At 66.4% G+C, this 22,881-nt stretch carries 22 protein-coding genes, 1 tRNA gene and 1 pseudogene; 14 read left to right on the top strand and 10 right to left on the bottom strand.

Annotated elements, in window-relative coordinates; translation table 11 throughout:
* Positions 1 to 147 (top strand): annotated as a pseudogene (locus tag J2W36_RS04280) (UTP--glucose-1-phosphate uridylyltransferase); the annotation flags it as partial.
* Positions 148 to 226: 79 nt separating this feature from the next.
* Here the strand turns inward: J2W36_RS04280 and J2W36_RS04275 are convergent.
* The 3 genes from J2W36_RS04275 to cysM all read right to left on the bottom strand — a co-directional run bounded on the left by J2W36_RS04275 (position 227) and on the right by cysM (position 1,986).
* Positions 227 to 454, bottom strand: a complete 228-nt coding sequence (locus tag J2W36_RS04275) for a sulfurtransferase TusA family protein (RefSeq protein WP_307688418.1) — start codon at positions 452 to 454, stop codon at positions 227 to 229.
* Entirely contained in the window at positions 444 to 1,022 is a 579-nt protein-coding gene (locus J2W36_RS04270; RefSeq protein WP_307688417.1) for an NUDIX hydrolase, read from the bottom strand. Before J2W36_RS04270 ends, J2W36_RS04275 begins: the two co-directional genes overlap by 11 nt.
* A 61-nt stretch (positions 1,023 to 1,083) precedes the next feature.
* Positions 1,084 to 1,986 (bottom strand): cysteine synthase CysM, encoded by a 903-nt coding sequence (cysM, locus tag J2W36_RS04265; protein WP_307688416.1) that lies wholly within the window; start codon positions 1,984 to 1,986, stop codon positions 1,084 to 1,086.
* Positions 1,987 to 2,050: 64 nt separating this feature from the next.
* Between cysM and J2W36_RS04260 the strand changes: the two genes are divergently transcribed.
* Positions 2,051 to 2,135: transfer RNA gene (locus tag J2W36_RS04260), tRNA-Leu, on the top strand.
* Positions 2,136 to 2,178: 43 nt separating this feature from the next.
* Here the strand turns inward: J2W36_RS04260 and serA are convergent.
* Positions 2,179 to 3,408 (bottom strand): phosphoglycerate dehydrogenase, encoded by a 1,230-nt coding sequence (gene serA, locus J2W36_RS04255; protein WP_307688415.1) that lies wholly within the window; start codon positions 3,406 to 3,408, stop codon positions 2,179 to 2,181.
* Between the two features lie 210 nt (positions 3,409 to 3,618).
* Here serA and ugpB point away from each other — a divergent pair, with 210 nt between their 5' ends.
* From ugpB to J2W36_RS04225, 6 genes are all read left to right on the top strand, one after another.
* Positions 3,619 to 4,929 (top strand): sn-glycerol-3-phosphate ABC transporter substrate-binding protein UgpB, encoded by a 1,311-nt coding sequence (gene ugpB, locus J2W36_RS04250; protein ID WP_307688414.1) that lies wholly within the window; start codon positions 3,619 to 3,621, stop codon positions 4,927 to 4,929.
* A gap of 89 nt (positions 4,930 to 5,018) precedes the next feature.
* A complete protein-coding gene (gene ugpA / locus J2W36_RS04245) occupies positions 5,019 to 5,900 on the top strand; it encodes a sn-glycerol-3-phosphate ABC transporter permease UgpA (protein ID WP_307688413.1) in 882 nt (293 codons plus the stop codon).
* Positions 5,901 to 5,948: 48 nt separating this feature from the next.
* Entirely contained in the window at positions 5,949 to 6,800 is an 852-nt protein-coding gene (gene ugpE / locus J2W36_RS04240) for a sn-glycerol-3-phosphate ABC transporter permease UgpE (RefSeq protein ID WP_307688412.1), read from the top strand.
* A gap of 1 nt (position 6,801) precedes the next feature.
* On the top strand, positions 6,802 to 7,806 hold the full coding sequence (ugpC, locus tag J2W36_RS04235; RefSeq protein WP_307688411.1) for a sn-glycerol-3-phosphate ABC transporter ATP-binding protein UgpC: 1,005 nt from the start codon (positions 6,802 to 6,804) through the stop codon (positions 7,804 to 7,806).
* On the top strand, positions 7,803 to 8,546 hold the full coding sequence (ugpQ, locus tag J2W36_RS04230) for a glycerophosphodiester phosphodiesterase (protein WP_307688410.1): 744 nt from the start codon (positions 7,803 to 7,805) through the stop codon (positions 8,544 to 8,546). The genes ugpC and ugpQ overlap by 4 nt, the downstream gene beginning before the upstream one ends.
* A gap of 48 nt (positions 8,547 to 8,594) precedes the next feature.
* The gene (locus J2W36_RS04225; RefSeq protein ID WP_307688409.1) at positions 8,595 to 11,078 is read left to right on the top strand and encodes a DUF3772 domain-containing protein; all 2,484 of its coding nucleotides are present in this window, start codon (positions 8,595 to 8,597) and stop codon (positions 11,076 to 11,078) included.
* Positions 11,079 to 11,086: 8 nt separating this feature from the next.
* Here the strand turns inward: J2W36_RS04225 and J2W36_RS04220 are convergent, their stop codons facing one another.
* On the bottom strand, positions 11,087 to 11,365 hold the full coding sequence (locus J2W36_RS04220; protein WP_307688408.1) for a hypothetical protein: 279 nt from the start codon (positions 11,363 to 11,365) through the stop codon (positions 11,087 to 11,089).
* A gap of 115 nt (positions 11,366 to 11,480) precedes the next feature.
* Between J2W36_RS04220 and hemA the strand changes: the two genes are divergently transcribed.
* The 6 genes from hemA (at position 11,481) to paeA (ending at position 17,817) form a co-directional block, all read left to right on the top strand.
* Complete coding sequence (hemA, locus tag J2W36_RS04215; RefSeq protein ID WP_307688407.1) at positions 11,481 to 12,752, top strand: glutamyl-tRNA reductase; 1,272 nt, start codon at positions 11,481 to 11,483, stop codon at positions 12,750 to 12,752.
* A 179-nt stretch (positions 12,753 to 12,931) separates the two neighbouring features.
* On the top strand, positions 12,932 to 14,020 hold the full coding sequence (gene prfA / locus J2W36_RS04210) for a peptide chain release factor 1 (protein ID WP_307688406.1): 1,089 nt from the start codon (positions 12,932 to 12,934) through the stop codon (positions 14,018 to 14,020).
* On the top strand, positions 14,017 to 14,910 hold the full coding sequence (prmC, locus tag J2W36_RS04205; RefSeq protein WP_307688405.1) for a peptide chain release factor N(5)-glutamine methyltransferase: 894 nt from the start codon (positions 14,017 to 14,019) through the stop codon (positions 14,908 to 14,910). The genes prfA and prmC overlap by 4 nt, the downstream gene beginning before the upstream one ends.
* Before the next feature lie 34 nt (positions 14,911 to 14,944).
* Positions 14,945 to 15,274, top strand: coding sequence for a Grx4 family monothiol glutaredoxin (gene grxD / locus J2W36_RS04200; protein WP_307688404.1), 330 nt, complete (start codon positions 14,945 to 14,947; stop codon positions 15,272 to 15,274).
* 147 nt (positions 15,275 to 15,421) lie between these two features.
* Positions 15,422 to 16,417: an AAA family ATPase gene (locus J2W36_RS04195; protein WP_307688403.1), complete on the top strand. Its 996-nt coding sequence runs from the start codon at positions 15,422 to 15,424 to the stop codon at positions 16,415 to 16,417.
* 101 nt (positions 16,418 to 16,518) lie between these two features.
* Complete coding sequence (paeA, locus tag J2W36_RS04190; protein WP_307688402.1) at positions 16,519 to 17,817, top strand: polyamine export protein PaeA; 1,299 nt, start codon at positions 16,519 to 16,521, stop codon at positions 17,815 to 17,817.
* Positions 17,818 to 17,821: 4 nt separating this feature from the next.
* On the opposite strand, the gene J2W36_RS04185 is transcribed toward paeA, so the two are convergent.
* Genes J2W36_RS04185 through J2W36_RS04165 form a run of 5 tightly spaced genes read right to left on the bottom strand, consistent with a single transcriptional unit; the run spans position 17,822 to position 22,861 of the window.
* The gene (locus J2W36_RS04185) at positions 17,822 to 19,027 is read right to left on the bottom strand and encodes a M20 aminoacylase family protein (RefSeq protein WP_307688401.1); all 1,206 of its coding nucleotides are present in this window, start codon (positions 19,025 to 19,027) and stop codon (positions 17,822 to 17,824) included.
* Positions 19,024 to 19,917, bottom strand: coding sequence for an N-formylglutamate amidohydrolase (locus J2W36_RS04180; protein ID WP_307688400.1), 894 nt, complete (start codon positions 19,915 to 19,917; stop codon positions 19,024 to 19,026). Before J2W36_RS04180 ends, J2W36_RS04185 begins: the two co-directional genes overlap by 4 nt.
* A complete protein-coding gene (locus J2W36_RS04175) occupies positions 19,914 to 20,957 on the bottom strand; it encodes an ABC transporter ATP-binding protein (protein WP_307688399.1) in 1,044 nt (347 codons plus the stop codon). The genes J2W36_RS04180 and J2W36_RS04175 overlap by 4 nt, the downstream gene beginning before the upstream one ends.
* A 6-nt stretch (positions 20,958 to 20,963) precedes the next feature.
* Positions 20,964 to 21,953: an ABC transporter ATP-binding protein gene (locus J2W36_RS04170; protein WP_307688398.1), complete on the bottom strand. Its 990-nt coding sequence runs from the start codon at positions 21,951 to 21,953 to the stop codon at positions 20,964 to 20,966.
* A complete protein-coding gene (locus tag J2W36_RS04165) occupies positions 21,950 to 22,861 on the bottom strand; it encodes an ABC transporter permease (protein ID WP_370869253.1) in 912 nt (303 codons plus the stop codon). Before J2W36_RS04165 ends, J2W36_RS04170 begins: the two co-directional genes overlap by 4 nt.
* Positions 22,862 to 22,881: the final 20 nt, after the last annotated feature.

The raw sequence follows: 22,881 nt of genomic DNA, 5'->3' as shown, positions 1-22,881 counted from the left end.
GAAGCCGTGTACGCCTACGCATACAAGGGCACGCGCTACGACTGCGGCGCCAAGGAAGGTTTTCTGCAGGCCACCGTCGAACTGGCGCTGGCGCACCCCGAAGTGGGCGCGCAGTTCCGTGAGTATCTGAAGACGCTCGCTCTCTGAACGTCAGTCAACAGCGCGTCAAAGGGGCTGTCGCGCCCCGATGCTGCCGCTCCAGCGCGCACGCTTTCGCCGCACGCTCTCAGCGTCGGCGCAGCACGTGGATGAAGTCGCTGCCCAGCATCTGCTGATCCACCAATTCATTGCCGGTCTGGCGCGCGAACGCCTGGAAATCGCGCATCGAGCCCGGGTCCGTCGACACCACCTTCAACAGCTGGCCACTCGCCATGTCGTTGAGCGATTTCTTCGCCTTGAGGATCGGCAAGGGGCAGTTCAGCCCACGCGTGTCGATTTCGCGGTCAATTTCCATGGCGCGGCTCCTCGGGCGGCAGGTCGAGACCGCGGCGGCGCGCCTCGTTTTCGGCGGGCGTGAAGAACACGGGTTCGTGCCCACGCGTACGCAGCCAGTCAGCCAGTGCATAGCCGGTGCCTGCGGGCCAGCACTTCAGATCGGGCAGGTCGTACAGCCGATAGTCCACCAGCTCAGGCGACAACCGCACCTCACCGTCGGCGACCACGTGGTAGGCGATGATGACCTGGTTCATGCGCTGGAAGTCGTAGACGCCCACCAGCCGGGTCGCACTCACATCCAGGTTGGTTTCTTCCTTCACCTCGCGCGCGATGCCTTCCTCGGGCGTTTCGCCAGCCTCCATGAAGCCGGTGATCAGCGCATACATCTTGGTGGGCCAAGCCGCGTTGCGCGCCAGCAGCACCTGCCCATGGTATTCGACGATGGCAGCCAGCACGGGCGTCGGGTTGTTCCAGTGCGTGTGGCCGCAGGCGGGGCAGCGCAGGCGCGCTTTCGGTCCACCGTCTTCCAGTTGCTCGATCCATTCGAGCGGGGTGGCACAAACCTGGCAGAACTTGGGGTGGGGCATGGCGAGGGGCTCGGAGCCTGTGGTTGTCTTTTTTTGGGAGGGGTCGCTCGGCTGCGCCGTATCAGGCTGGGAACACGCCAGTCGACAGGTACCGATCGCCCCGGTCGCAGACGATGAAGACGATGGTCGCATTCTCGACCGTCTTGGCGACTTCAAGTGCCACCCAGAGCGCGCCGGCTGCCGAGATGCCGCCGAAGATGCCTTCTTCGCGCGCCAGGCGGCGGCACAGCTCCTCGGCGTTCTCCTGGCTGACATTGACCACGCGGTCGATGCGGGACGCGTCGTAGATCTTGGGCATGTACGCCTCGGGCCACTTGCGGATGCCGGGAATGCGCGAGCCCTCGTCGGGCTGCGCACCGACGATCTGCACGGCGGGGTTCTTTTCCTTCAGGAAACGCGACACGCCGGTGATGGTGCCAGTGGTGCCCATCGCGCTCACGAAGTGCGTGACGCGGCCCCGGGTGTCGGCCCAGATCTCCGGGCCGGTCGTCTCGTAATGGATGCGCGGGTTGTCCGGGTTGGCGAACTGGTCGAGCACGCGGCCCTTGCCCTGCGCCACCATCTGTTCGGCCAGATCGCGCGCGTACTCCATGCCGCCACTCTTGGGCGTGAGCATGAGTTCGGCGCCGAACGCCTTCATGGTCTGGGCACGTTCGATCGACAGGTCCTCCGGCATGATCAACACCATGCGGTAGCCCTTGATCGCCGCCGCCATGGCCAGCGCGATGCCGGTGTTGCCGGAGGTCGCCTCGATCAGCGTGTCGCCGGGCTTGATCTCGCCGCGCTCCTCCGCGCGCTGGATCATCGACAGCGCGGGCCGGTCCTTGACCGAACCGGCCGGATTGTTGCCCTCGAGCTTGCCGAGAATGACGTTGCCGCGCCGGGCGTTTTCGGCTGCATCGATGCGCTGCAGTGCGACCAGCGGCGTCTTGCCGATCGCGTCTTCGATGGTGGGATAAGTCATGGGGTCATTGCCGCTGGAAGTCATGTCGTGCACTGTGCCATAATTTCGGGCTGCACTCTTCCCTGCCCGGGTGGTGAAATTGGTAGACGCAGGGGACTCAAAATCCCCCGCCGCAAGGCGTGCCGGTTCGATTCCGGCCCCGGGCACCATGGCTTGCGCCATGATCAAGGGACACCCTCCTCCCTTTTACCCCTAGAACAACACGCGGCTGCGGATCGTGCCCGACACCTGTGCGAGCTTCTCCAGCGCCAGGTCGGACGACGCAGCATCGATGTCGGTCACCACGTAGCCGACCTTTTCGTTGGTCTGCAGGTACTGCGAAGCGATGTTGATGTGATGCTCGGAGAAAATCCGGTTGATCGCCGTCAGCACGCCCGGCACGTTCTCGTGGATGTGCAGCACACGATGCTTGCCCGGGTGCGCGGGCAGCGCGACCTCCGGAAAGTTCACCGACGAGATCGACGTGCCGTTGTCGCTGTACTTCACCAGCTTTTCGGCCACCTCGCCGCCGATGTTGGCCTGCGCCTCCATCGTGGAGCCGCCGATGTGCGGCGTGAGGATGACGTTGTCCAGGCCGCGCAGGGGCGATTGGAATTCCTCGTTGTTGCTGCCCGGTTCGACCGGGAACACGTCGATGGCCGCGCCCCAGAGCTTGCCGCTCTTGACGCCTTCGGTCAGCGCGTCGATGTCGACCACGGTGCCGCGTGCGGCATTGATCAGGATGCCGCCCGGCTTCATGGCGGCAATCTCGGCCGGGCCGATCATCCACTTCGTCGACGGCAACTCGGGCACGTGCAGGCTCACGATGTCGCTCTGCGCGAGCAAGGCATGCAACTGCGGCACCTGGCGCGCATTGCCCAACGGCAGCTTGCTCACCACGTCGTAGAACGCCACATGCATGCCCATCGACTCGGCCAGCACCGACAGCTGGGTGCCGATCGAGCCATAGCCCACGATGCCCAGTGTCTTGCCGCGGATCTCGTGCGAGTTGGCGGCGGACTTCATCCAGCCGCCGCGGTGCACCAGCGCATTCTTGGCGGGAATGCCGCGCAGCAGCAGGATGGCTTCGGCCAGCACCAGTTCGGCGACCGATCGCGTGTTGGAGTACGGCGCATTGAACACCGCCACGCCACGCTCACGTGCCGCATTCAGGTCGACCTGGTTCGTGCCGATGCAGAAGCATCCGACGGCCACCAGCTTGGGGGCAGCGGCCAGCACGTCGGCCGTCAGCTTGCTCTGCGAGCGGATGCCCAGGAAATGCACATCGGCGAGCTTGGCCTTGAGTTCTTCGCCCTGCAATGCCTTGGGCAGCGTCTCGATCTGGGTATAGCCGGCGCCCTTGAGCACCTCGATCGCCGAAGGATGAACGCCCTCGAGAAGAAGGAACTTGATCTTGCTTTTGTCGAGAGAGGTCTTGCGCATGTGTGCCCCGGCGGCGGGCCTGAAAAGTTGGACGGAAATGCTAGCATGGTGCACTGCAGCACCAACGGAGCGCCAGTCGGTGCCATTGCACCAAAAGGGTTTCCCCGCTTGGCTGTCACATGACAGCTGTGCGACAACTGTGACGCGGCGGTGTCACACACACGCCCTAGCATCCACGCTTTGCGTTCTCTTCCCCATTCAGGAGTTTTCATGCGATTCAACACGCTCGCCCTGGCATCGGCGCTGGCCGCCACGATGTTCGCCCCGGCGCACGCTCAAACCGAGATCCAGTGGTGGCACTCGATGACGGCAGTCAACAACGAATGGGTCAACGATCTGGCCAAGCAGTTCAATGAAAGCCAGAAGGAATACAAGATCGTGCCGACCTTCAAGGGCACGTATGACGAATCGATGACGGCATCGATCGCGGCCTTCCGTGCCGGCAACGCGCCGCACATCCTGCAGGTGTTCGAAGTAGGCACCGCCACCATGATGGCCAGCAAGGGCGCGATCGTCCCGGTCGGTCAGGTGATGAAGGACGCGGGCGAGAAGTTCGACCCCGCCGCCTACATTCCGGCTGTCGCCGGCTACTACACCGCGCCCAACGGGCAGATGCTGAGCTTCCCGTTCAACAGCTCCACGACGGTGTTCTACATCAACAAGGACGCCTTCAAGGCCGCCGGCATCCCTACCGACAAGCTGCCTACGACCTGGCCTGAAGTCACCGCCGCCGCGGCCAAGCTCAAGGCCAGCGGCCACAAGTGCCCCTTCACCACCGCCTGGCAGGGCTGGACCCAGCTCGAGAGCTTCTCGGCCTGGCACAACGTCGAGTACGCGACCAAGAGCAACGGCCTGGCCGGCCTGGACGCACGCCTGAAGGTCAATTCGCCGCTGCACCTGCGCCACATCGAGAACCTCTCGAACATGGCCAAGCAGGGCCTGTTCGTCTACAAGGGCCGCGGCAACGTGCCTGAAGCCTCGTTCGTCTCGGGTGAATGCGCGATGATCAACACCTCCTCGGGCTTCTACGGCAACGTGGCCAAGAACGCCAAGTTCGCCTACGCCGTGGCACCGCTGCCTTACTACCAGGACGTGCCCAACGCGCCGCAAAACACCGTGATCGGTGGTGCCAGCCTGTGGGTGATGTCGGGCAAGAAGCCGGCCGAATACAAGGGTGTGGCCAAGTTCTTCAGCTTCATCTCGCAACCTGAAGTGCAGTCCGCCAGCCACAAGCGTACGGGCTACCTGCCCGTCACGCTCGCCTCGTACAAGCTGACCGAGGACTCGGGCTTCTACAAGCAGAATCCGGGCACCGACGTTGCCGTCACGCAGATGATCCGCAAGGTCACCGACAAGAGCCGCGGCATCCGCCTGGGCAACTACGTGCAGATTCGCGCCATCGAGGATGAAGAGCTCGAACAGGTCTGGGGCGGCAAGAAGACGCCCAAGGAAGCCCTCGACGCCATCGTCAAACGTGGCGATGAGCAACTCGAACGATTCCAGAAGGCCAACAAGTCCTGAGCGTGACCTGACCGGGCCCCGCAGTCCGGCTAACATCGCCCGCCCCCTCCGCATCGCGGAGCGGGCGGGATTTTTACGTACGAGGCTCCATGGAAAAACGCGTTTTCTTTCGCTCCGGCTGGCTGCCGTGGCTGCTGCTGGCACCTCAGATGATCGTCATCCTGGTGTTCTTCTTCTGGCCGGCGGCCCAGGCCGTGCTGCAGTCGCTGCAGCAGCAGGACCCCTTCGGCACGTCGGTGAGCTTCGTGGGCCTCGACAACTTCCGCCAGATCATCTCCGACCCGAGCTATGTCGAGTCGTTCAAGACCACGGCGCTGTTCTCGGTGCTGGTGGCCGGCATCGGCATCACGCTGTCGCTGATGCTGGCGGTGTTCGCTGACCGCATCGTGCGCGGCGCGATGTTCTACAAGACCATGCTGATCCTGCCGTACGCGGTGGCCCCGGCCGTTGCCGCGGTGCTGTGGGTCTTCATGTTCTCGCCCTCGCTGGGCGTGGTGGCCTATGCGCTGGGCAAGATCGGCATCAACTGGAACCACCTGCTCGACTCGGGCCATGCCATGACGCTGATCGTGATGGCCTCGGTCTGGAAGCAGATCTCCTACAACTTCCTGTTCTTCCTGGCCGGCCTGCAGTCGATCCCGAAGTCGCTGATCGAGGCCGCGTCCATTGACGGTGCGCGACCGTGGCGGCGCTTCTGGACGGTGCAGTTCCCGCTGCTGTCGCCCACCACCTTTTTCCTGCTGGTGATCAACGTGGTCTACGCCTTCTTCGACACCTTCGCGATCGTCGACGCCGCCACGCAGGGTGGCCCCGGCAAGGACACCGCGATCCTGGTCTACAAGGTCTACTACGACGGCTTCAAGGCCATGGACCTGGGCGGCTCGGCTGCGCAGTCGGTGGTGCTGATGCTCATCGTGGTCGCGCTCACCGTGGTGCAGTTCCGCTACGTCGAAAAGAAAGTCAACTACTGATGCAAACCCAACAAGAACAACGACGCGGCCGACCGGGAGCACGCACCCATGGTTGAACGTCGTGGAACCCTGGGCATCCTGGCCCACGTCGTGATGGTGCTGGGCGTGATCGTCGTCGCGTTCCCGCTGTACCTGGCGTTCGTGGCGTCCACCCACACGGCGCAGGAGATCGTACAGGCACCGATGCCGCTGCTGCCGGGCACCCACATGTGGGAAACCTACAAGGCGGCCCTCTTCGGACGCGAGAACGCTGCCGGCTCCAACGCGCCGGTGCTGCACATGATGTGGGTCAGCCTGGTGACGGCGCTGGTCATCTCGATCGGCAAGATCACGATCTCGCTGCTGTCGGCCTTTGCCATCGTGTATTTCCGCTTCCCGTTCCAGAAGCTTTGCTTCTGGGCCATCTTCGTGACGCTGATGCTGCCGGTGGAAGTGCGCATCCTGCCCACCTACCAGGTGCTGTCGGACCTGAGCATGCTCAATTCCTACGCCGGCCTGACGGTGCCGCTGATCGCTTCAGCCACGGCCACCTTCCTGTTCCGCCAGTTCTTCCTGACGGTGCCCGAAGAGCTGACCGAGGCCTCGCGGATGGACGGCGCGAGCCCGATGCGCTTCTTCTTCGACGTGCTGCTGCCGTTGTCGAAGACCTCCATCGCCGCGTTGTTCGTGATCCAGTTCATCTACGGCTGGAACCAATACCTCTGGCCGCTGCTGGCGACCACGAGCGAAGACATGTACCCGGTGGTCGTCGGCATCAAGCGAATGATCGCTGGCGGCGACGGCCAGAACGAATGGAACGTGGTGATGGCCACCGCCATCCTCGCCATGCTGCCACCCGCGCTGGTGGTGGTCCTGATGCAAAAATGGTTCGTCAAGGGCCTCGTGGACACTGAAAAATAAAATGGCAGCTCTTTCGCTTCGCAACGTCATCAAACGCTACGGCCACGGCCCCAAGGCCAATCAGGTCATCCACGGCGTCAGCGCCGAAATCGAGGCCGGCGAGTTCGTGGTCATCGTCGGCCCCTCGGGCTGCGGCAAGTCGACCCTGCTGCGCATGGTCGCGGGCCTGGAGGAAATCTCCGCTGGCGAGATCGCGATCAAGGGCCGCGTGGTCAACGACCTCGAGCCGTCCGAGCGCGACATCGCCATGGTGTTCCAGAACTACGCGCTGTACCCGCACATGAGCGTGTTCGACAACATGGCCTATGGCCTGAAGATCGCCAAGGTGCCGGTGCCCGAGATCAAGACGCGGGTCGACAAGGCCGCGAAGATCCTCGAACTGGGCCACCTGCTCGAACGCAAGCCGCGCGAACTGTCGGGCGGCCAGCGCCAGCGTGTGGCCATGGGCCGCGCCATCGTGCGCCAGCCGCAGGTCTTCCTGTTCGACGAGCCGCTGTCCAACCTGGACGCCAAGCTGCGGGCGCAGACCCGCATCGAGATCCAGAAACTGCACCGCGAACTGGGCATCACCTCGCTGTTCGTCACCCACGACCAGGTCGAGGCGATGACGCTGGCGCAGCGCATCATCGTGATGAACGGCGGCATGATGGACCAGTTCGGCACGCCCGAAGAGGTCTATTCCCGCCCTGCCACCACCTTCGTCGCGAGCTTCATGGGCTCGCCGCCGATGAACCTGCTCAAGCAGGCGCCGGGCGTGCGCGCCGGCCAGATCCTGGGCATCCGGCCCGAGCACCTGTCGCTGGCCACCGAAGGGTGGAGCGCGCAGATCGAGCACGTCGAGCTGCTCGGCGCCGAGCGGCTGGTCTACGCGCGCATCGGCGACGAGCAGGTGATCATGCGCACCGACGCAGCCGTGCTGCCCCCGTCGGCCGGCGATACCGTGACCATCGCCGCGCAGCAAGACAAGCTCCACTGGTTCGACGCCGGCTCCGGCAAGCGCGTGTGAGCACGGCGGCCTGGCCCTACCCACGCTGGATCGCACACCGCGGTGCCGGCAAGCTGGTGCCCGAGAACACGCTGGCCGCGTTCCGCGCGGGCGCCGCCCACGGCTACCGCATGTTCGAGTGCGACGCCAAGCTCAGTGCCGACGGCGTGGCCTTCCTGATGCACGATGCGGCACTCGAACGTACGACGAGCGGCACCGGTACCGGGGGCGAACACCCCTGGTCGGTGCTCTCACAGCTCGACGCAGGCGGCTGGCATTCGCACGCCTTCGCCGGCGAGCCGCTGCCCACCCTCGCCAACGTAGCGCGCTTCTGCCTGGCCAACGGCTACTTTCTCAACATCGAGATCAAGCCAACGCCCGGCGTGGAACGCCGCACTGGCGAGGTGGTGGCCAGCGAAGCCGCCCAATGGTGGGCCGGTGCCCCCGTGCCGCCGCTGCTCAGCTCCTTCAAGCCCGAGTCGCTCGAAGGCGCGCGTGCCACTGCGCCCGCACTGCCCCGGGCGCTGCTGCTCGACACGCTGTGGCATGGCTGGCTCGATGTGGCCCTCCAACTGGGCTGCGTGGCGATCGTCTGCAACCAGACCCTGTGGACACGCGACACCGTGGCCCAGGTGCAGGCCGCCGGCCTGCGCACGCTGAGCTACACCGTCAACGAAGCCACCGCGGCGGAGCGGCTGATTGCCCTCGGAACGGACGGCATCATCACCGACCGGGTCGATCTGTTCGCCCCGGGCCGCTGAAGGTCCGTCCTGTCGCTGCGGAAGCCGCCACGCTTCTATGATGCGCCGATGAACCTGATCCACCGCTGCGGCGCGCTGCTGCTGCTTTTCTTCCTGGCGTTGCATGTCCCGGTCTTTGCGCAGGGCGGCAGTGCACCCACGCCTGCATCGGGCAGCAGCGCGACGGCCCAGGAACTCGGCGTGGCCGAACTGCGCGCGCGCTTCGACCGCCTGCCCACCAAGGTGGACAACAACGGCGAACTGCGAGGCCTGCTGAGCGACATCAATGCGATCGCGGCCCAGACCGACGCCTTCATCGCTGCGCAGAGCACCCAGTTGGCCGACCTGAACGCACGGCTGGGCGAACTGGGCAATGCGCCGACCGCGCCCGGCAGCAGCGAAGACCCCGACATCACGCGCCAGCGCAACACATTGATCAAGCAGCGCAATTCGCTCGACGCCGACGTGCGCCTGGCCAAGCTGCTGGCCATCGACACGCAGCAGCGGGCTTCCGATCTGGTCAACCAGCGTCGCAAGCTGTTCGAGGCGCAGTTGACCGAGCGCGCACCGTCGCCACTGGGCAGCGAATTCTGGAAGGACATCGCCCAAGCCTGGCCGGACGATGTCTCGCAACTGAAGGCCCTGGCCGACGAAGTGCGCAGCGGCATCGCCGTCGCGCGCGCGCCAACGCATCGCACTGCCGTGCTCCTGAGCGTGCTGGGTGCGGTACTGGTCGCGTTGCTGGGCAACTGGCTGGCTGAACGCGCCCTGGTCAAGCTGGCGGTGCGCGTACTGCCGGCCGGCCGGTTGCGGCGATCGCTGCTGGTGATTGCCATCGTCGGGACCAACGTCGCGCTGGTCGGCCTGGCCGCGCAGTGGCTGCACGCAACGCTCGACGCCCATGGCGTGCTGGGCGAGCAGACGCGCAAGCTGGCCATGGGTGCGGTGCAGTCGAGCATCTTCATCGCCTTCGTCGTCGGGCTGGGGCGTGCGCTGCTGTCGATTCCGCGTCCTTCCTGGCGCCTGCCGCCCATCCAGAACGACCGCGCCGCGCAGCTGGCCCCCTATCCCTGGCTGATTGCAGCGGTCGCCACACTGGTCTGGACGCCGAGCCAGGTCAACGCCATCGTCGATGCCAGCTTTGCCGCGGTCATCGCCACGCACGTATTCACCGCACTGTGCCTGACCGCACTGATCACGGCCATCGTGCTGCGCCTGGGCATCTCGAACGCGGCGCCCCCGCCGCTGCCCGGCCACGCTTCGGCCGACGCAGCGCCACCCACCGAGCGCCCCGTCTGGGTCGGCCTGCTGCTGAGCGCCGTGCTGGTGGCCGTGGTCGTGATCTGGGTGCTGGTGGTGGTCGGCTATGTGGCCATGGCCAGTTTCCTGGCGAGCCAGCTGACCTGGACCGCCATCGTGGTGCCGGCGTTCTATGTGCTCTTCAAGTTTGCCGACGACGTGTTCACGGCGCTGGTGTCTTCCCGCAGCAGCTTCGGTGCACGCATGCAAAAGAGCTTCGGCCTGGCGCCACAGACGCTCGATCAGGCGGCCGTGGTGCTGTCGGGCATCAGTCGCATCGCGCTCTTTTTCTACATGGTGGTGGCGCTGGTGCTGCCGCTGGGCACCGGCCCGAGCGAAGTGTTCCAGCGCAGCGGCGCGCTGGGTGCGGGCTTCAAGATCGGCGAGTTCGAACTCGTGCCGGGTGCCATCTTCAGCGCCCTCGCGGTGGCGCTGGGCGGCTTCATCGCCCTGCGCGTGCTCAAGCGCTGGCTGGAAGACCACTACCTGCCGAACACCACGCTCGAGCCCGGCATGCAGAGCTCGCTCACCACGCTGCTGGGCTACGTGGGCGGCGTGCTGGTGGTCGCTTTTGCGCTGTCGGCACTGGGCATCGGCATCAATCGCATCGCCTGGGTCGCGAGTGCGCTTTCAGTGGGCATCGGCTTCGGCCTGCAGGCGATCGTGCAGAACTTCATCTCCGGCTTGATTTTGCTGGCCGAGCGCCCGGTCAAGGTGGGCGACTGGGTGGTGCTGGGCACGTCGGAGGGCGACGTGCGCCGCATCAACGTGCGTGCCACCGAGATCCAGCTGGGCGACCGCTCCACCCTGATCGTGCCGAACTCCGAGTTCATCACCAAGACCGTGCGCAACATGACGTTGACCAACGCCGAGGGTCGCGTGCTGATCCGCCTGCCGATGCCGCTGACGACCGATGCCGCGCGCGCACGCGACGTCATGCTGGCGGCCTGTCGCGACCACACGGGCGTGCTGCTCACCCCGGAACCCTCGGTGACCCTCGACGGCATCGAGAGCGGGTTCCTGATCTTCCAGGTGATCGCCTACGTGCAGAGCCCACGCGTGGCCGGCGGCGTGCGCAGCGACCTGCTGTTCACCATTCTGGACGGCCTGAAGAGCGCGGCCCTTCCACTGGTGGCCTATGCCGCGCCGCCGGCACCCACGCTGGCGTCGTCACCCGCGCCGGAACCACTGCCCGGCGTGGCGCCCACCCCACCGACGGCTGCACCAACGACTGCGCCACCGACGGCAGCTTGAGCGCCGCCTCAACGCCGGAAAGCGCGCGACATCCACCACTGGCAGGTGCCGCAGCCCACGACCAGCGCGGCGTAGGTGAGCATCTTGCCGTCGCGCCCGAAGAGGAGCAGGCCCGCTTCCAGGGCCAGCAGCCCAACGGCGGAATTCAGCGCCACCTGGCGCCAGAACGCAGGCGCCGACGGGCGGCGCGGCAGCGTGAAGCGCGAGACGAAGGCCACCACCAGTGCCACAAAGAGGGCGGGCAAGGCGAAATTGAGCAGGTGATCGACGAAGGAGAAGGCGGACATGAAGGCAGTGCGGCAGGTGAAAAAAACGCCCCGGCTTCCCGCATATCGCAGCGATAGTCTCGGTCATGCCGCCCAAACGGACAAATGGCATCCACAAATTTTATAATCTCAAGTTATGTCAGTCTGGGCCCTCGGGTTGAACCACACCACCGCGCCGCTCGATCTGCGCGGACGGTTCGCATTCGCACTCGATCAGATGGCGCCCACGCTGCAGAGCCTGCGCAGTTCCTTTGGCAGTTCACGCCATCCGCACGTCGAAGCGGCGATCATCTCCACCTGCAACCGCACCGAGATCTACTGCGCGGCCGACCACATGGCGCTGGACCACACACTCGGCTGGCTGGCCCAGAGCGGGGGCGTGGCGCCCGCTCTTCTGCGCTCGCACGCCTATGCGCTGCACGATGACGAGGCCGCACGCCATGCCTTTCGCGTGGCCAGCGGGCTCGATTCGATGGTGCTGGGCGAAGCCCAGATCCTCGGCCAGATGAAAGACGCTGTCCGTGCCGCGGAGACCGCCGGCGCACTCGGCAGCACGCTCAACCAGCTCTTCCAGCGTTCCTTTGCGGTCGCCAAGGAGGTGCGCACCGCCACCGAGATCGGCGCGCATTCCATCAGCATGGCGGCAGCGGCGGTGCGTCTGGCCGGCCAGCTGTTCGAAGATCTGCGCGAGACGCGCCTGCTTTTCGTGGGCGCCGGCGAGATGATCGATCTGGCCGTGACCCATTTCGCCGCCCGCGATCCGAAGTCGATCACCATCGCCAACCGCACCATGGCACGCGGCGAAAAGCTGGCTGCGCGCTTCGGTGCGGAAGCCATTCGCCTGGCCGACCTGCCCGCGCGCATGGCCGAATTCGACATCGTCGTGAGCTGCACCGCGAGCACCCTGCCATTGATCGGCCTGGGCGCAGTCGAACGCGCGCTCAAGCAACGCAAGCACCGGCCCATGTTCATGGTCGACCTGGCCGTGCCGCGCGACATCGAGCCCGAGGTCAAGGATCTGGAAGACGTTTACCTGTACACGGTCGACGACCTCGCCCAGGTGGTGCAGGAAGGCCAGGCCAGCCGCCAGGCCGCCGTGGCGCAGGCCGAGGTCATCATCGACAACGGCGTGCAGAACTTCATGCAGTGGCTCGACCAGCGCGGCACCGTGCCGCTGATCCAGCAACTGCATGCCCAGGCCGAGGTCTGGCGCGCGGCCGAGATGGCGCGTGCGCGCAAGCTGCTCGCCAAGGGTGAGCCGATCGAGGCGGTGCTCGAGGCCCTGTCGCGTGGCCTCACCCAGAAGATGATGCATGGCGCACTGGCCGAGCTGCATGCGGGCGACGCGCCCACGCGCGAGCAGACTGCCGCCACCGTCTCGCGCCTGTTCCTGCGCAAAGAGCGTTAGCGGCACTGGCCCGCGTCTCGGTCCGCTCGATGCGGGCTTCCAAACGCAGAGGATGTGAAAGTTGCGCGCACGACGCAAGGAAACCATCCAGCGCTTTGTCTTCTCTTTGTCTTCCTTTTGCGCCTTCTGCGAAACCTCCACGCGCTCTGCGTGCCGTCTGTGCTCCCGTTCCCGAATCCATGAAGCCATTCCTCCGTCACCAACTCGAACGCTACGCCCAACGCCTGGGTGAACTCGACTTCCTGCTGTCGCGCGAAGACATCATGTCCGACATGACGCAGTACCGCACCATTTCGCGCGAACATGCCGAGGTCACGCAGATCGCCGGCCGCTACACACGCTACGTTCAGCGCGAGGCCGACCTGGCCGGCGCGCGCGAGATGCTCGGCGACGCCGACATGGCCGAGATGGCGCGGGAAGAAATCGCTTCGGCCGAGGAAGAACTCACCAAGCTCGAAGACGAGCTGCAGCGCCTGCTGCTGCCCAAGGACCCGGACGACGCGCGCAACGCATTCCTCGAAATCCGCGCAGGCACAGGCGGCGACGAATCGGCGCTGTTCGCGGGCGATCTGCTGCGCATGTACACGCGCCATGCAGAGCGCGTGGGCTGGCGCTGCGAGATCGTCAGCGAAAGCACCAGCGAGCTCGGCGGCTACAAGGAAGTCGTGATCCGCGTGGTGGGAGACGATGTGTTTGGCCGGCTGCGCTTCGAGTCGGGTGGCCACCGCGTGCAGCGCGTGCCCGCCACCGAAACGCAGGGCCGCATCCACACCAGTGCCTGCACCGTGGCCGTGCTGGCCGAGCCCGACGAGACGGTGGCCGTGCAGATCAATCCGGCCGACCTGCGCATCGACACCTACCGCGCGAGCGGTGCAGGCGGCCAGCACATCAACAAGACCGACTCGGCCGTGCGCATCACCCATATCCCGACCGGCATCGTCGCCGAATGCCAGGACGACCGCAGCCAGCATCGCAACAAGGCCAAGGCCCTGCAGGTCTTGTCTGCACGCATCCAGGAAAAGGACCGCAGTGAACGCGCGGCCAAGGACGCGGCCGAGCGCAAGGGACTGATCGGCACCGGCGACCGTTCCGACCGCATCCGCACCTACAACTTCCCGCAGGGCCGGCTCACCGACCACCGCATCAACCTCACGCTCTACAAGCTGCTGTCAATCATGGAGGGCGACCTGGGCGACGTGCTCGACGCACTCCAGGCCTTCCGCGAGGCCGAGCAGCTTGCCGAGCTCGAATCGAGCCTGCCCGCATGACCGGCGAACGCATCGACGTGGCGACGCCCTCCACCGTCGCGCAGGCATTGCGAGCGGCCACCGCGCCGGGGGCACTCGGCATCGACCGACTTGATGCACAGTTGCTGCTGCTGCATGCGCTGGGCCGCGCGCCGCACGACCGGGCCTGGCTGCTGGCGCACGACACCGACGCGTTGCCCGAGGCGGCATGGCTGCACTTTGCAGCCGGTTGTGCGCGCCGGCGGGCTGGCGAACCGGTCGCCTACCTGGTCGGCGAGAAGGAATTCCACGGCCTGACGCTGAAGGTGGACGCGCGCGTGCTGGTGCCGCGCCCCGACACCGAAACGCTGGTCGACTGGGCCTTGGCCGTGCTCGAAGGCCAGTCGGCGCCCCATGTGCTCGACCTGGGCACCGGCAGCGGTGCGATTGCCCTTGCCTTGCAACAGGCACGCCCCGATGCCCGGGTGGTGGCGGTCGACGCCAGCGCCGACGCGCTGGCCGTGGCCAGTGCCAACGCGCGGCGCCTGGGCCTGCCGGTACAGTTCCGCCAGGCCGACTGGCTGGACGGCGCGCCGGCGGGGCTCGACCTGATCGCCTCCAACCCGCCCTACATCGCCGCAGGCGACCCGCATCTGCCGGCGCTGGCGCACGAGCCAGTGTCAGCCCTGGTCTCCGGGACCGATGGCCTGGACGACCTGCGCCGCATCGTCGACGCGGCACCCGCGCACCTGCGCCCGGGCGGCTGGCTGCTGCTGGAGCACGGACACGACCAGAGCGCTGCCGTGAAGGCGCTGCTCCAGGCACGCGGCTTCGACCAGGCGCACAGCCGCAACGACCTGGCGGGCATCGCCCGCTGCACGGGCGGTGTTTGGAACGGCACGTCCGGCACATCCGCCCGCACAGTGAAATAATCCGTCAACGAACTTTTTTCAGGAGTTACCCACCATGTCCGACGCACAGCAACGCATCGACGACCTCGTCAAGTCCAACGAACTCGTGCTCTTCATGAAGGGCAACGCGAGCTTCCCGATGTGCGGTTTTTCCGGCCGCGCCATCCAGATCCTCAAGGCCGTGGGTGTCGACACCCGCGCGCTCAAGACAGTGAACGTGCTCGACGACGCCGAGATCCGCCAGGGCATCAAGGAATACAGCAGCTGGCCCACCATCCCACAGCTCTACGTCAAGGGCGAATTCATCGGCGGCTCGGACATCATGATGGAGATGTACGAGTCGGGCGAACTCCAGCAGGTCGTCGGCGGCAGCGCCGCAGCCTGATCCGCCTGCGCGGCCGCGCCACGCCGCAACCGACCCTTCCGTTGGGCACTGCACCGGCCCGCGGCGCGGCATTCGACACACCGGCGCCACACATGGCCTTCTGGCATGGCTTATGCTGAGGCACAGTGTTCGAAACAGGAGGTGTCCATGGATTCCCGCAGTCTCGTCCCCGCCACGCCGTCGTTCCAGCTGCCGGTTGCCAACCTGCGCAGCGTGTTCCAGACACAGGACGTCGAACGCAAGCTGGCCAAGCTCCACGACAAAGAGCACGACCACCTGCGCAGCACCTACGAGCGCATGCTCGAACGCGGTCCCGACCGCTTCCAGGTCAAGCCCAGCGGGGTGCCCGAAATGGCATCGCTCTACGCGCAGCTCCCTAATTTCACTGACGTGCTGGACGACGTGCGTCGCCACGTCGCGCTGGCGCAGGACAGCCGCGACGGGCTCGAAGTCACGCCCATGCTGCTGCTCGGCCCACCGGGCATCGGCAAGACGCACTTCGCACGCAAGCTGGCCGAACTGCTGGGCACTGGCATGTCGCTGGTGCCGATGAATTCCATGACGGCCGGCTGGCTGCTGTCGGGCTCCTCGTCCCAATGGAAGGGCGCCAAGCCCGGCAAGGTGTTCGAGGCGCTGGTCGACGGCCAGTATGCGAATCCGGTGATGGTCATCGACGAGATCGACAAGGCCGGGGCCGACACCCAGTACGACCCGCTCGGCGCGCTCTACAACCTTCTGGAGCATGACACCGCGCACGCTTTCGTCGACGAGTTCGCCGAAGTGCCGATCGATGCGAGCCAGGTGATCTGGATCACCACCGCCAACGATGGGCGTCACATCCCCGAGCCCATCATGAACCGCATGAATGTGTTCGAGATCGAGGCGCCCTCGCCCGAGGCGGCACGGCAGATCGCGCGCAACCTGTATGCGTCGATCCGGGCTGAGCACGATTGGGGTCGGCTGCTGGCGCCCGAGCCGTCCGATGATGTGCTCGACGCGCTGGCCGCGCTCGCGCCGCGCGAGATGCGGCGCGCGCTCATGACCGGCTTTGGCAACGCGCGCCTCGCGCAGCGCGATACCGTGCGGGTCGACGACCTGCCGCGCCAGGGCATCGCCAAGAGCCGGATCGGCTTCATGCAATAGGCGTTGCTGCGACCGAACGCACGGGAACGCAGGCCGGCGCGCCGCCTTTTCGGCGCGACCGGGCTTTCGTCTGGCACCATGTCGGTCTTCCTGATCGACCCATGACACTCACTCAAAGCCTGCTCGTCATCGTCTTGCTGATCGCGACGAGCGCCTTCTTCTCTCTTGCCGAAATCTGCCTGGCCGCTTCGCGCCGCCTGCGCCTGCGCCAGATGGCCGACGAGGGCGACCTGCGCGCCGAACGCGTGCTGCGCGTTCAGGAGCAGCCCGGCCACTACTTCACCGTGGTGCAGATCGGCCTGAATGCGGTGGCCATCCTCGGCGGCGTGGTCGGCGAAGGCTCGCTCAGCCCCTACTTCGCGCGCATCTTCGTGTTGTGGTTCAGCCCCGAAACCGCCCAAGGTGCCGCTTTTGCGGCCTCCTTTGTAACCATCATCGCGGTCTTCCTGGTGTTCGCCGACCTGTTCCCCAAGCGCCTGGGCATGAACGACCCGGAGCGCATCGCCGTGCGCATGGTCGGGCCGATGCAAGTGCTCATCACCACCTTCAAGCCGATGGTCTGGCTGTTCACCCGCAGCACCGACCTGCTGTTCAAGTTGCTGGGCATTCCAGCGCACCGTGCCGAAACCATCACTTCGGCCGACATCCTGGCCATGACGGAGGCCGGTGCCAGGGCCGGCGTGCTGGCCGCGCGCGAACAGCAGGTGATCGCGAATGTGTTCGAACTCGACACGCGGCTGGTCAACAGCGTGATGACCTCGCGCGACCGCATCGCCTGGTTCCAGAAGGACGACCCCGAAGTGGTGCTGCGGGCGCGCATCGTGGCCGAGCCCTTTTCAGCCTACCCGATCTGCGACGGCGACATCGACCATGTGCTGGGCTATGTCGACGCCAAGGACATGTTCCAGCGCGTGCTCAGCAGCCAGCCGCTGGCACTTGACCAGGGCGTGCCGCTGCACAAGGCGCTGGTGGTGTTCGACCGGCTGTCGCTCACCGAAGTGCTCGAACAGTTCCGCCAGGCCAAGGAAGACTTTGCCATCGTGGTCAACGAATACAGCCTGGTGGTCGGCGTGATCACGCTCAACGACGTCATGAGCACCGTGATGGGCGACCTGGTCGGCCCGCAGGACGAGGAGCAGCAGATCGTGCAGCGCGACGAGAATTCCTGGCTGATGGACGGCGTGACGCCCATCCAGGATGTGCTGCGCGCCCTGGACATCGACGGCCTGCCGCATGGCGACCAGTACGAGACGTTGGCCGGCTTCCTGATGGTCATGCTGCGCCGCGTGCCCAAGAAGACCGACTGCGTGAGTTCGATGGGCTACACCTTCGAGGTGATGGACGTGGACAGCCACCGCATCGACCAAGTGATGGTCACCCGCGCGACGGCGTCCGCGTGAAGCCTCACTCCCGTGCGAAGAACGCCTCGACCAACCGCACCCAGTAGGTCGAGCCCACCGGCAGCAGCGCGTCGTTGAAGTCGTAGTTCGGGTTGTGCAGCTCGCACGGGCCCATGCCGTGGTAAGTCTCTTCGCGGTGGCCGCCGCCGCCGTTGCCAACGAAAAGGTAGCAGCCCGGCACCTTCTGCAGGTAGAACGAGAAGTCCTCGGCGCCGCCGTGCTGCGGCGTGTTGCCGTCGACCTTGTCCGCGCCGAAGGTGTCCTTGGCGACCTGCATGGCGAAGTCGGTCTGGGCGTCCCAGTTGACCAGCGGCGGGTAGGCGCGGTGGAACTTGAGCTCACCCGTGCCGCCGTGCGCCTGCGGCAGCATTTCGGCAATGCGGCGCATGTTGGCCTCGATGTCGTCCAGCACCTCGGTGCTGAAGGTGCGCACAGTGCCCTTGATCACGGCTTCGCCGGGCAGCACGTTGTAGGCATCGCCCGCATGGATCTGCGTGACGCTCACCACCGCAACGTCGATCGGGTTCTTGTGGCGCGAGATCAATGTCTGCAGCGCGCCGACCATCTGCGCGGCGATGACGATGGTGTCGACCGCCTTGTGCGGCTGCGCCGCGTGGCCACCGGTGCCACGCACGATGATGTCGAAGCGGTTGCTCGACGCCATCGTCGGGCCCTTGCGGAAGGCGAAGTGGCCGGCCTCGAAGCCGGGCATGTTGTGGATACCGTAGATCTCTTCGCAGGGAAAGCGGTCGAACAGGCCGTCGTCCATCATGGCCTTGGCGCCGGCGTTGCCGCCCTCTTCCGCCGGCTGGAAGATGAAGTTGACGGTGCCATCGAAGTCGCGGTGCGTCGACAGGTAGTGCGCCGCGCCCAGCAGCATCGCCGTGTGGCCATCGTGGCCGCAGCCGTGCATGCGACCGGGGTTCTTCGAGGCGTGCAGGAAGCGGTTGTGCTCGGGCATGGGCAGCGCGTCCATGTCGGCGCGCAGGCCGATGGCGCGTTCGCCTGCGCCGCGCGTGCCGTGCAGCACGCCGACGACACCCGTGGTGCCCAGGCCGCGGTGCACTTCGATGCCCCACGCCGCGAGGCGCTCGGCCACCAGGTCGGAGGTGCGGGTTTCCTTGAAGGCGAGTTCGGGGTGCGCGTGGATGTCGCGGCGCAGCGCGGTGAACTCCGCGTGCTTGTCTTCGATGTCGGCGATGACGGTCATTTCAGTTGGTCCTTGACGTAGTGGGCGATGTCTTGGGAGACGCCTGCAAGCGCATCTTGCAGCGCATCAAAGCCTGCACTGCGCTCGCGGGTGATTTCGTTCATGTAGAGGCCGCGATGCACCTCGATCTGCAGGCTGTGCCGACGTTCCGCCGGCCAGCCCAGGCGGGCGATCAGCGCCACGCCCTTGAAAGGGTCGTTGATTGCGACGTTGAAGCCGCGCTTCTTCAGCGCCTCGGCGACCATGACGGTGAACTCGGGCGCGGCGGTGGTGCCGTCGCGGTCGCCCAGCACGAAGTCGGCGAGCGGGTGGTCGCTCTGGATCTGCAGCCCCTCGTACGAGTCGGCGGGCATGGAGTGCAGGTTGAGGTGCCACACGGCGCCGAAGCGCGCGTAGGCCGCCTCGATGTGCTCGCGCATGGCCGCGTGGTACGGCGCGTGATACGTCGCGATGCGGCTCTGCACCTCGGCCACGGGCAACTTGCGGTCGTAGATGGCACCCTTGCCGTTCTTCTTCGCATCGCGCCAGATCAGGCCGATGCCCAGGCGCGTCTTCTCGCTGGGGCTGAGCGGCGTGGGCCAGGGTTCGGCGAGCATGCCCGCGTCGATGTCCTCGATGTCGCGGTTCGGGTCGATGTAGGCGCGCGGGAATTCAGCCGCTAGCAGCGTGGCGCCGACGGAAGGCAGCGCGTCCCACAGCACATGCACGTCGGTGTCTTCGCCGGCGCGCAGCAGGTCGAAAGGCACGGCGTAGCCGAAGTCCTCGGGGTACTTCGTGCCGCTGTGCGGCGAGTCGCAGATCAGCGGCAGCGGATCGCCCTCGGGCAGGCGCAGCGTGAAGGGCGGGAACGGCGTCGGGACGCTCGGGAGAACAGGTGTCGTAGCGGTCATGCAGAGAGATCGTTGAGATGGCACGCGCTGGTGTGGCCGGGCTGCAGGGTGCGCAGCAGCGGCGCCTCGACCTGGCAGCGCGGCATGGCGTGCGGGCAGCGCGGATGAAAGGCGCAGCCGGGGGGCGGCGCCAGCGGGGATGGCAGTTCGCCCTTGATGGGCTGGTAGGCGCGGCGCGTCGTCTCGAGCGTCGGCAGCTCGGACAACAGTGCCTGCGTGTACGGATGGTTCGGCGCGCTGAATATGGTCTCGGTCGGCGCCACCTCGACGATGCGGCCGAGGTACATGATGACCACGCGGTCCGACACATGCCCCACCACGCCGAGGTTGTGGCTGATGAAAAGATAGGTCAGGTCGAACTCGCGGCGCAGCGCCAGGAACAGGTTGAGCACCTGCGCCTGGATCGACACGTCGAGCGCCGCCACGGCCTCGTCGCAGACGATCAGCCGCGGCTTGAGCGCCAGCGCTCGCGCGATGCCGATGCGCTGCCGCTGGCCGCCCGAGAACTGGTGCGGGTAGCGCTGCGCGTAGTCGGGGTCGAGGCCCACCTGGCGCATCAGCGCGCCGACGTACTCGGCCTTGTCCTTGGCCTTGACCAGGCCGTGCACCACCGGCGCTTCGCCCACGATGTCCATCACCCGCATGCGCGGGTTGAGCGAGGCCATCGGGTTCTGGAAGATCATCTGCACGCCCAGGCCCCAGGCACGGCGCTCGGTCGCGTTCATCTCGCCGATCGGCTTGCCGAGGTAGCTGACGGTGCCTTCGGTCGGCGGGTTGATGCCGGCGATGACGCGGCCCAGCGTCGACTTGCCGCAGCCCGATTCGCCGACCACGCCGATCACCTCGCCGGGCCGGATCTCGAGGTCGACATCGGCCACCGCATGCACGACGGACGCGCGGTTGTCCGCGCCCATCAGGTTCGCGATGCGCCCGGCCAGGTCGATGTCCTGCACGAAGCGCTTGGAGATGCCCTGGAGCTGCAGCAGCGGCGTGCCGGTGCTCACTGGGCTTGCAGGGGTCGATTCGAGAAGGGTTTCCATGCGCGTTCAGGCCATCTCGGGGGTGAGCATGTGCCAGCAGCGCACCGTCTTGCCCGCTGGTGCGGGTTCGGGCTGCGGCACCGCCAGGCAGGTGTCGGTCGCGTGGCTGCAGCGCGGGCGGAAGGCGCAGCCCTGCGGCAGGTGCAGCAGCGATGGCGTCATGCCCGGGATCTGCCGCAGCAGCGTGCCATGGGTGGCGCGCGTGGGGATGGAATCGATCAGCCCGCGCGTGTACGGATGCGACGGCGCGCGGATCACGTCGGCGGTCGCACCGCTCTCGACGATGCGGCCGGCATACATCACGGCGATGCGATCGGCCAGACCCGACACCACGGCCAGGTCGTGCGTGATCCAGATCATCGCGGTGCCGGTCTCGCGGCACAGCTTCTGCACCTCGTAGAGGATCTGCGCCTGGATGGTCACGTCGAGCGCCGTGGTCGGCTCGTCCGCGATGATCAGCTTGGGCCGGTTGAGCAGCGCGATGGCGATGGCCACGCGCTGGCGCATGCCGCCCGAGAGTTGATGCGGATAGGTCTGCAGCCGCTCCTCTGGCGACGGGATGCCGACCATCGCAAGCGCATCGTGCGCCCGCGCCAGCGCGGCCTTGGCGCTGACCTTCTCATGCGCGTGGATCGCCTCGACCATCTGCGTGTCGACGCGCAGCACGGGGTTGAGCGTCATCATCGGGTCCTGGAAGATCATCGCGATCTCCTTGCCGCGCAGCTTCTGCAAGCGCTGCTCCGTGGCGCCCACCAGCTCTTCGCCAAGGTAGCGGATGTGGCCGCCGGCGATGCGGCCCGGCGCATCGATCAGGCCGATGACGGAGAAGCCGGTGATGCTCTTGCCCGAGCCCGATTCGCCGACCAGGCCGAGGATCTCGCCGGCATGCACGCGCAGGTCGACGCCATCGACCGCTTTCACCACGCCGCCGTGGGTGAAGAAGTGGGTCTGCAGGCCCTGCACGTCGAGCACGGGTGTCGAGTGGTCGGGCTTCATTTCGAGTTGTGCGGGTTGAGGATGTCGCGCAGGTGGTCGCCCACCAGGTTGATGCCGACGATCGACAGCGCCAATGCGATGCCCGGGAAGAACGATATCCAGTAGTTGCCCGACAGCAAAAACTCGAAGCCGTTGGCGATCAGCATACCGAGCGAGGGCTCGGTCACCGGCACGCCCACGCCCAGGAAAGACAGCGTCGATTCCAACGCGATGGCGTGCGCCAGATCGATGGTCGCGATCACGATCAGCGGCGGCATGCAGTTGGGCAGCATGTGGCGCAGCAGCACGCGTGGCCAGCCGAGCGACATGCACTGCGCGGCCTCGACGTATTCCTTGGCGCGCTCCACCAGTGCCGCACCGCGCGCGGCCCGCGCGAAGTAGGCCCACTGCACGATGACGAGCGCAATGATCACCTTGTCGACGCCCTTGCCCAGGATGGCCAGCAGGATCAGCGCGACGAGGATGGCCGGGAACGAGAGCTGGATGTCGACGATGCGCATCAGCAGCGCGTCGATCCAGCCGCCGAAGTAGGCGGCGGCCAGCCCGACCACGCTGCCGATGGCAAGTGCTGCGGCCACCGAGATCCCGCCCACCATGAGGCTGGTGCGCAGGCCGTAGAAGATGGCCGAGAGCAGGTCGCGCGCCTGACCATCGGTGCCCAGCCAATAGGTCATGGTGTCGGCCGCATCCCGGCTGCCCGGTGGCAGCTTGGAATCGAAGATGTCGAGCTTGCCGATGTCGTACGGGTCTTGCGGCGAGATCCACGGCGCGAACACCGCAACGAACACCGCCAGCGCGAGCAGCACCAGGCCGAACACCGCCAGCTTGTTCGCCAGGAACTCGCGGCGGAAGCGCTGCCATGGCGTCTCGGGCGGCGGCAGCTTGGCCACCGGCCCTTCGGCCACGATGGCCGGTACGACTTCGGGAA

This window comes from Variovorax ginsengisoli (assembly GCF_030811835.1).
GTDB classification, from domain to species: Bacteria; Pseudomonadota; Gammaproteobacteria; order Burkholderiales; family Burkholderiaceae_C; genus Variovorax; species Variovorax ginsengisoli_C.
Note: the sequence above shows the minus strand (reverse complement) of the source record. Positions and strands in the feature narration are given on the sequence as shown.

Bases quoted from the DNA above. Each gene is read 5' to 3' on its own strand.
- ugpC (WP_307688411.1), top strand. From the start codon at position 6,802: ATGGCAGCTCTTTCGCTTCGCAACGTCATCAAACGCTACGGCCACGGC.
- prfA (WP_307688406.1), top strand. From the start codon at position 12,932: ATGAAGCCATTCCTCCGTCACCAACTCGAACGCTACGCCCAACGCCTG.
- J2W36_RS04225 (WP_307688409.1), top strand. From the start codon at position 8,595: ATGAACCTGATCCACCGCTGCGGCGCGCTGCTGCTGCTTTTCTTCCTG.
- paeA (WP_307688402.1), top strand. From the start codon at position 16,519: ATGACACTCACTCAAAGCCTGCTCGTCATCGTCTTGCTGATCGCGACG.
- J2W36_RS04170 (WP_307688398.1), bottom strand. From the start codon at position 21,953: ATGAAGCCCGACCACTCGACACCCGTGCTCGACGTGCAGGGCCTGCAG.
- J2W36_RS04180 (WP_307688400.1), bottom strand. From the start codon at position 19,917: ATGACCGCTACGACACCTGTTCTCCCGAGCGTCCCGACGCCGTTCCCG.
- J2W36_RS04185 (WP_307688401.1), bottom strand. From the start codon at position 19,027: ATGACCGTCATCGCCGACATCGAAGACAAGCACGCGGAGTTCACCGCG.
- grxD (WP_307688404.1), top strand. From the start codon at position 14,945: ATGTCCGACGCACAGCAACGCATCGACGACCTCGTCAAGTCCAACGAA.
- hemA (WP_307688407.1), top strand. From the start codon at position 11,481: ATGTCAGTCTGGGCCCTCGGGTTGAACCACACCACCGCGCCGCTCGAT.
- serA (WP_307688415.1), bottom strand. From the start codon at position 3,408: ATGCGCAAGACCTCTCTCGACAAAAGCAAGATCAAGTTCCTTCTTCTC.
- J2W36_RS04270 (WP_307688417.1), bottom strand. From the start codon at position 1,022: ATGCCCCACCCCAAGTTCTGCCAGGTTTGTGCCACCCCGCTCGAATGG.
- J2W36_RS04195 (WP_307688403.1), top strand. From the start codon at position 15,422: ATGGATTCCCGCAGTCTCGTCCCCGCCACGCCGTCGTTCCAGCTGCCG.
- cysM (WP_307688416.1), bottom strand. From the start codon at position 1,986: ATGACTTATCCCACCATCGAAGACGCGATCGGCAAGACGCCGCTGGTC.
- J2W36_RS04220 (WP_307688408.1), bottom strand. From the start codon at position 11,365: ATGTCCGCCTTCTCCTTCGTCGATCACCTGCTCAATTTCGCCTTGCCC.
- ugpE (WP_307688412.1), top strand. From the start codon at position 5,949: ATGGTTGAACGTCGTGGAACCCTGGGCATCCTGGCCCACGTCGTGATG.
- ugpB (WP_307688414.1), top strand. From the start codon at position 3,619: ATGCGATTCAACACGCTCGCCCTGGCATCGGCGCTGGCCGCCACGATG.
- ugpA (WP_307688413.1), top strand. From the start codon at position 5,019: ATGGAAAAACGCGTTTTCTTTCGCTCCGGCTGGCTGCCGTGGCTGCTG.
- prmC (WP_307688405.1), top strand. From the start codon at position 14,017: ATGACCGGCGAACGCATCGACGTGGCGACGCCCTCCACCGTCGCGCAG.
- J2W36_RS04175 (WP_307688399.1), bottom strand. From the start codon at position 20,957: ATGGAAACCCTTCTCGAATCGACCCCTGCAAGCCCAGTGAGCACCGGC.
- J2W36_RS04275 (WP_307688418.1), bottom strand. From the start codon at position 454: ATGGAAATTGACCGCGAAATCGACACGCGTGGGCTGAACTGCCCCTTG.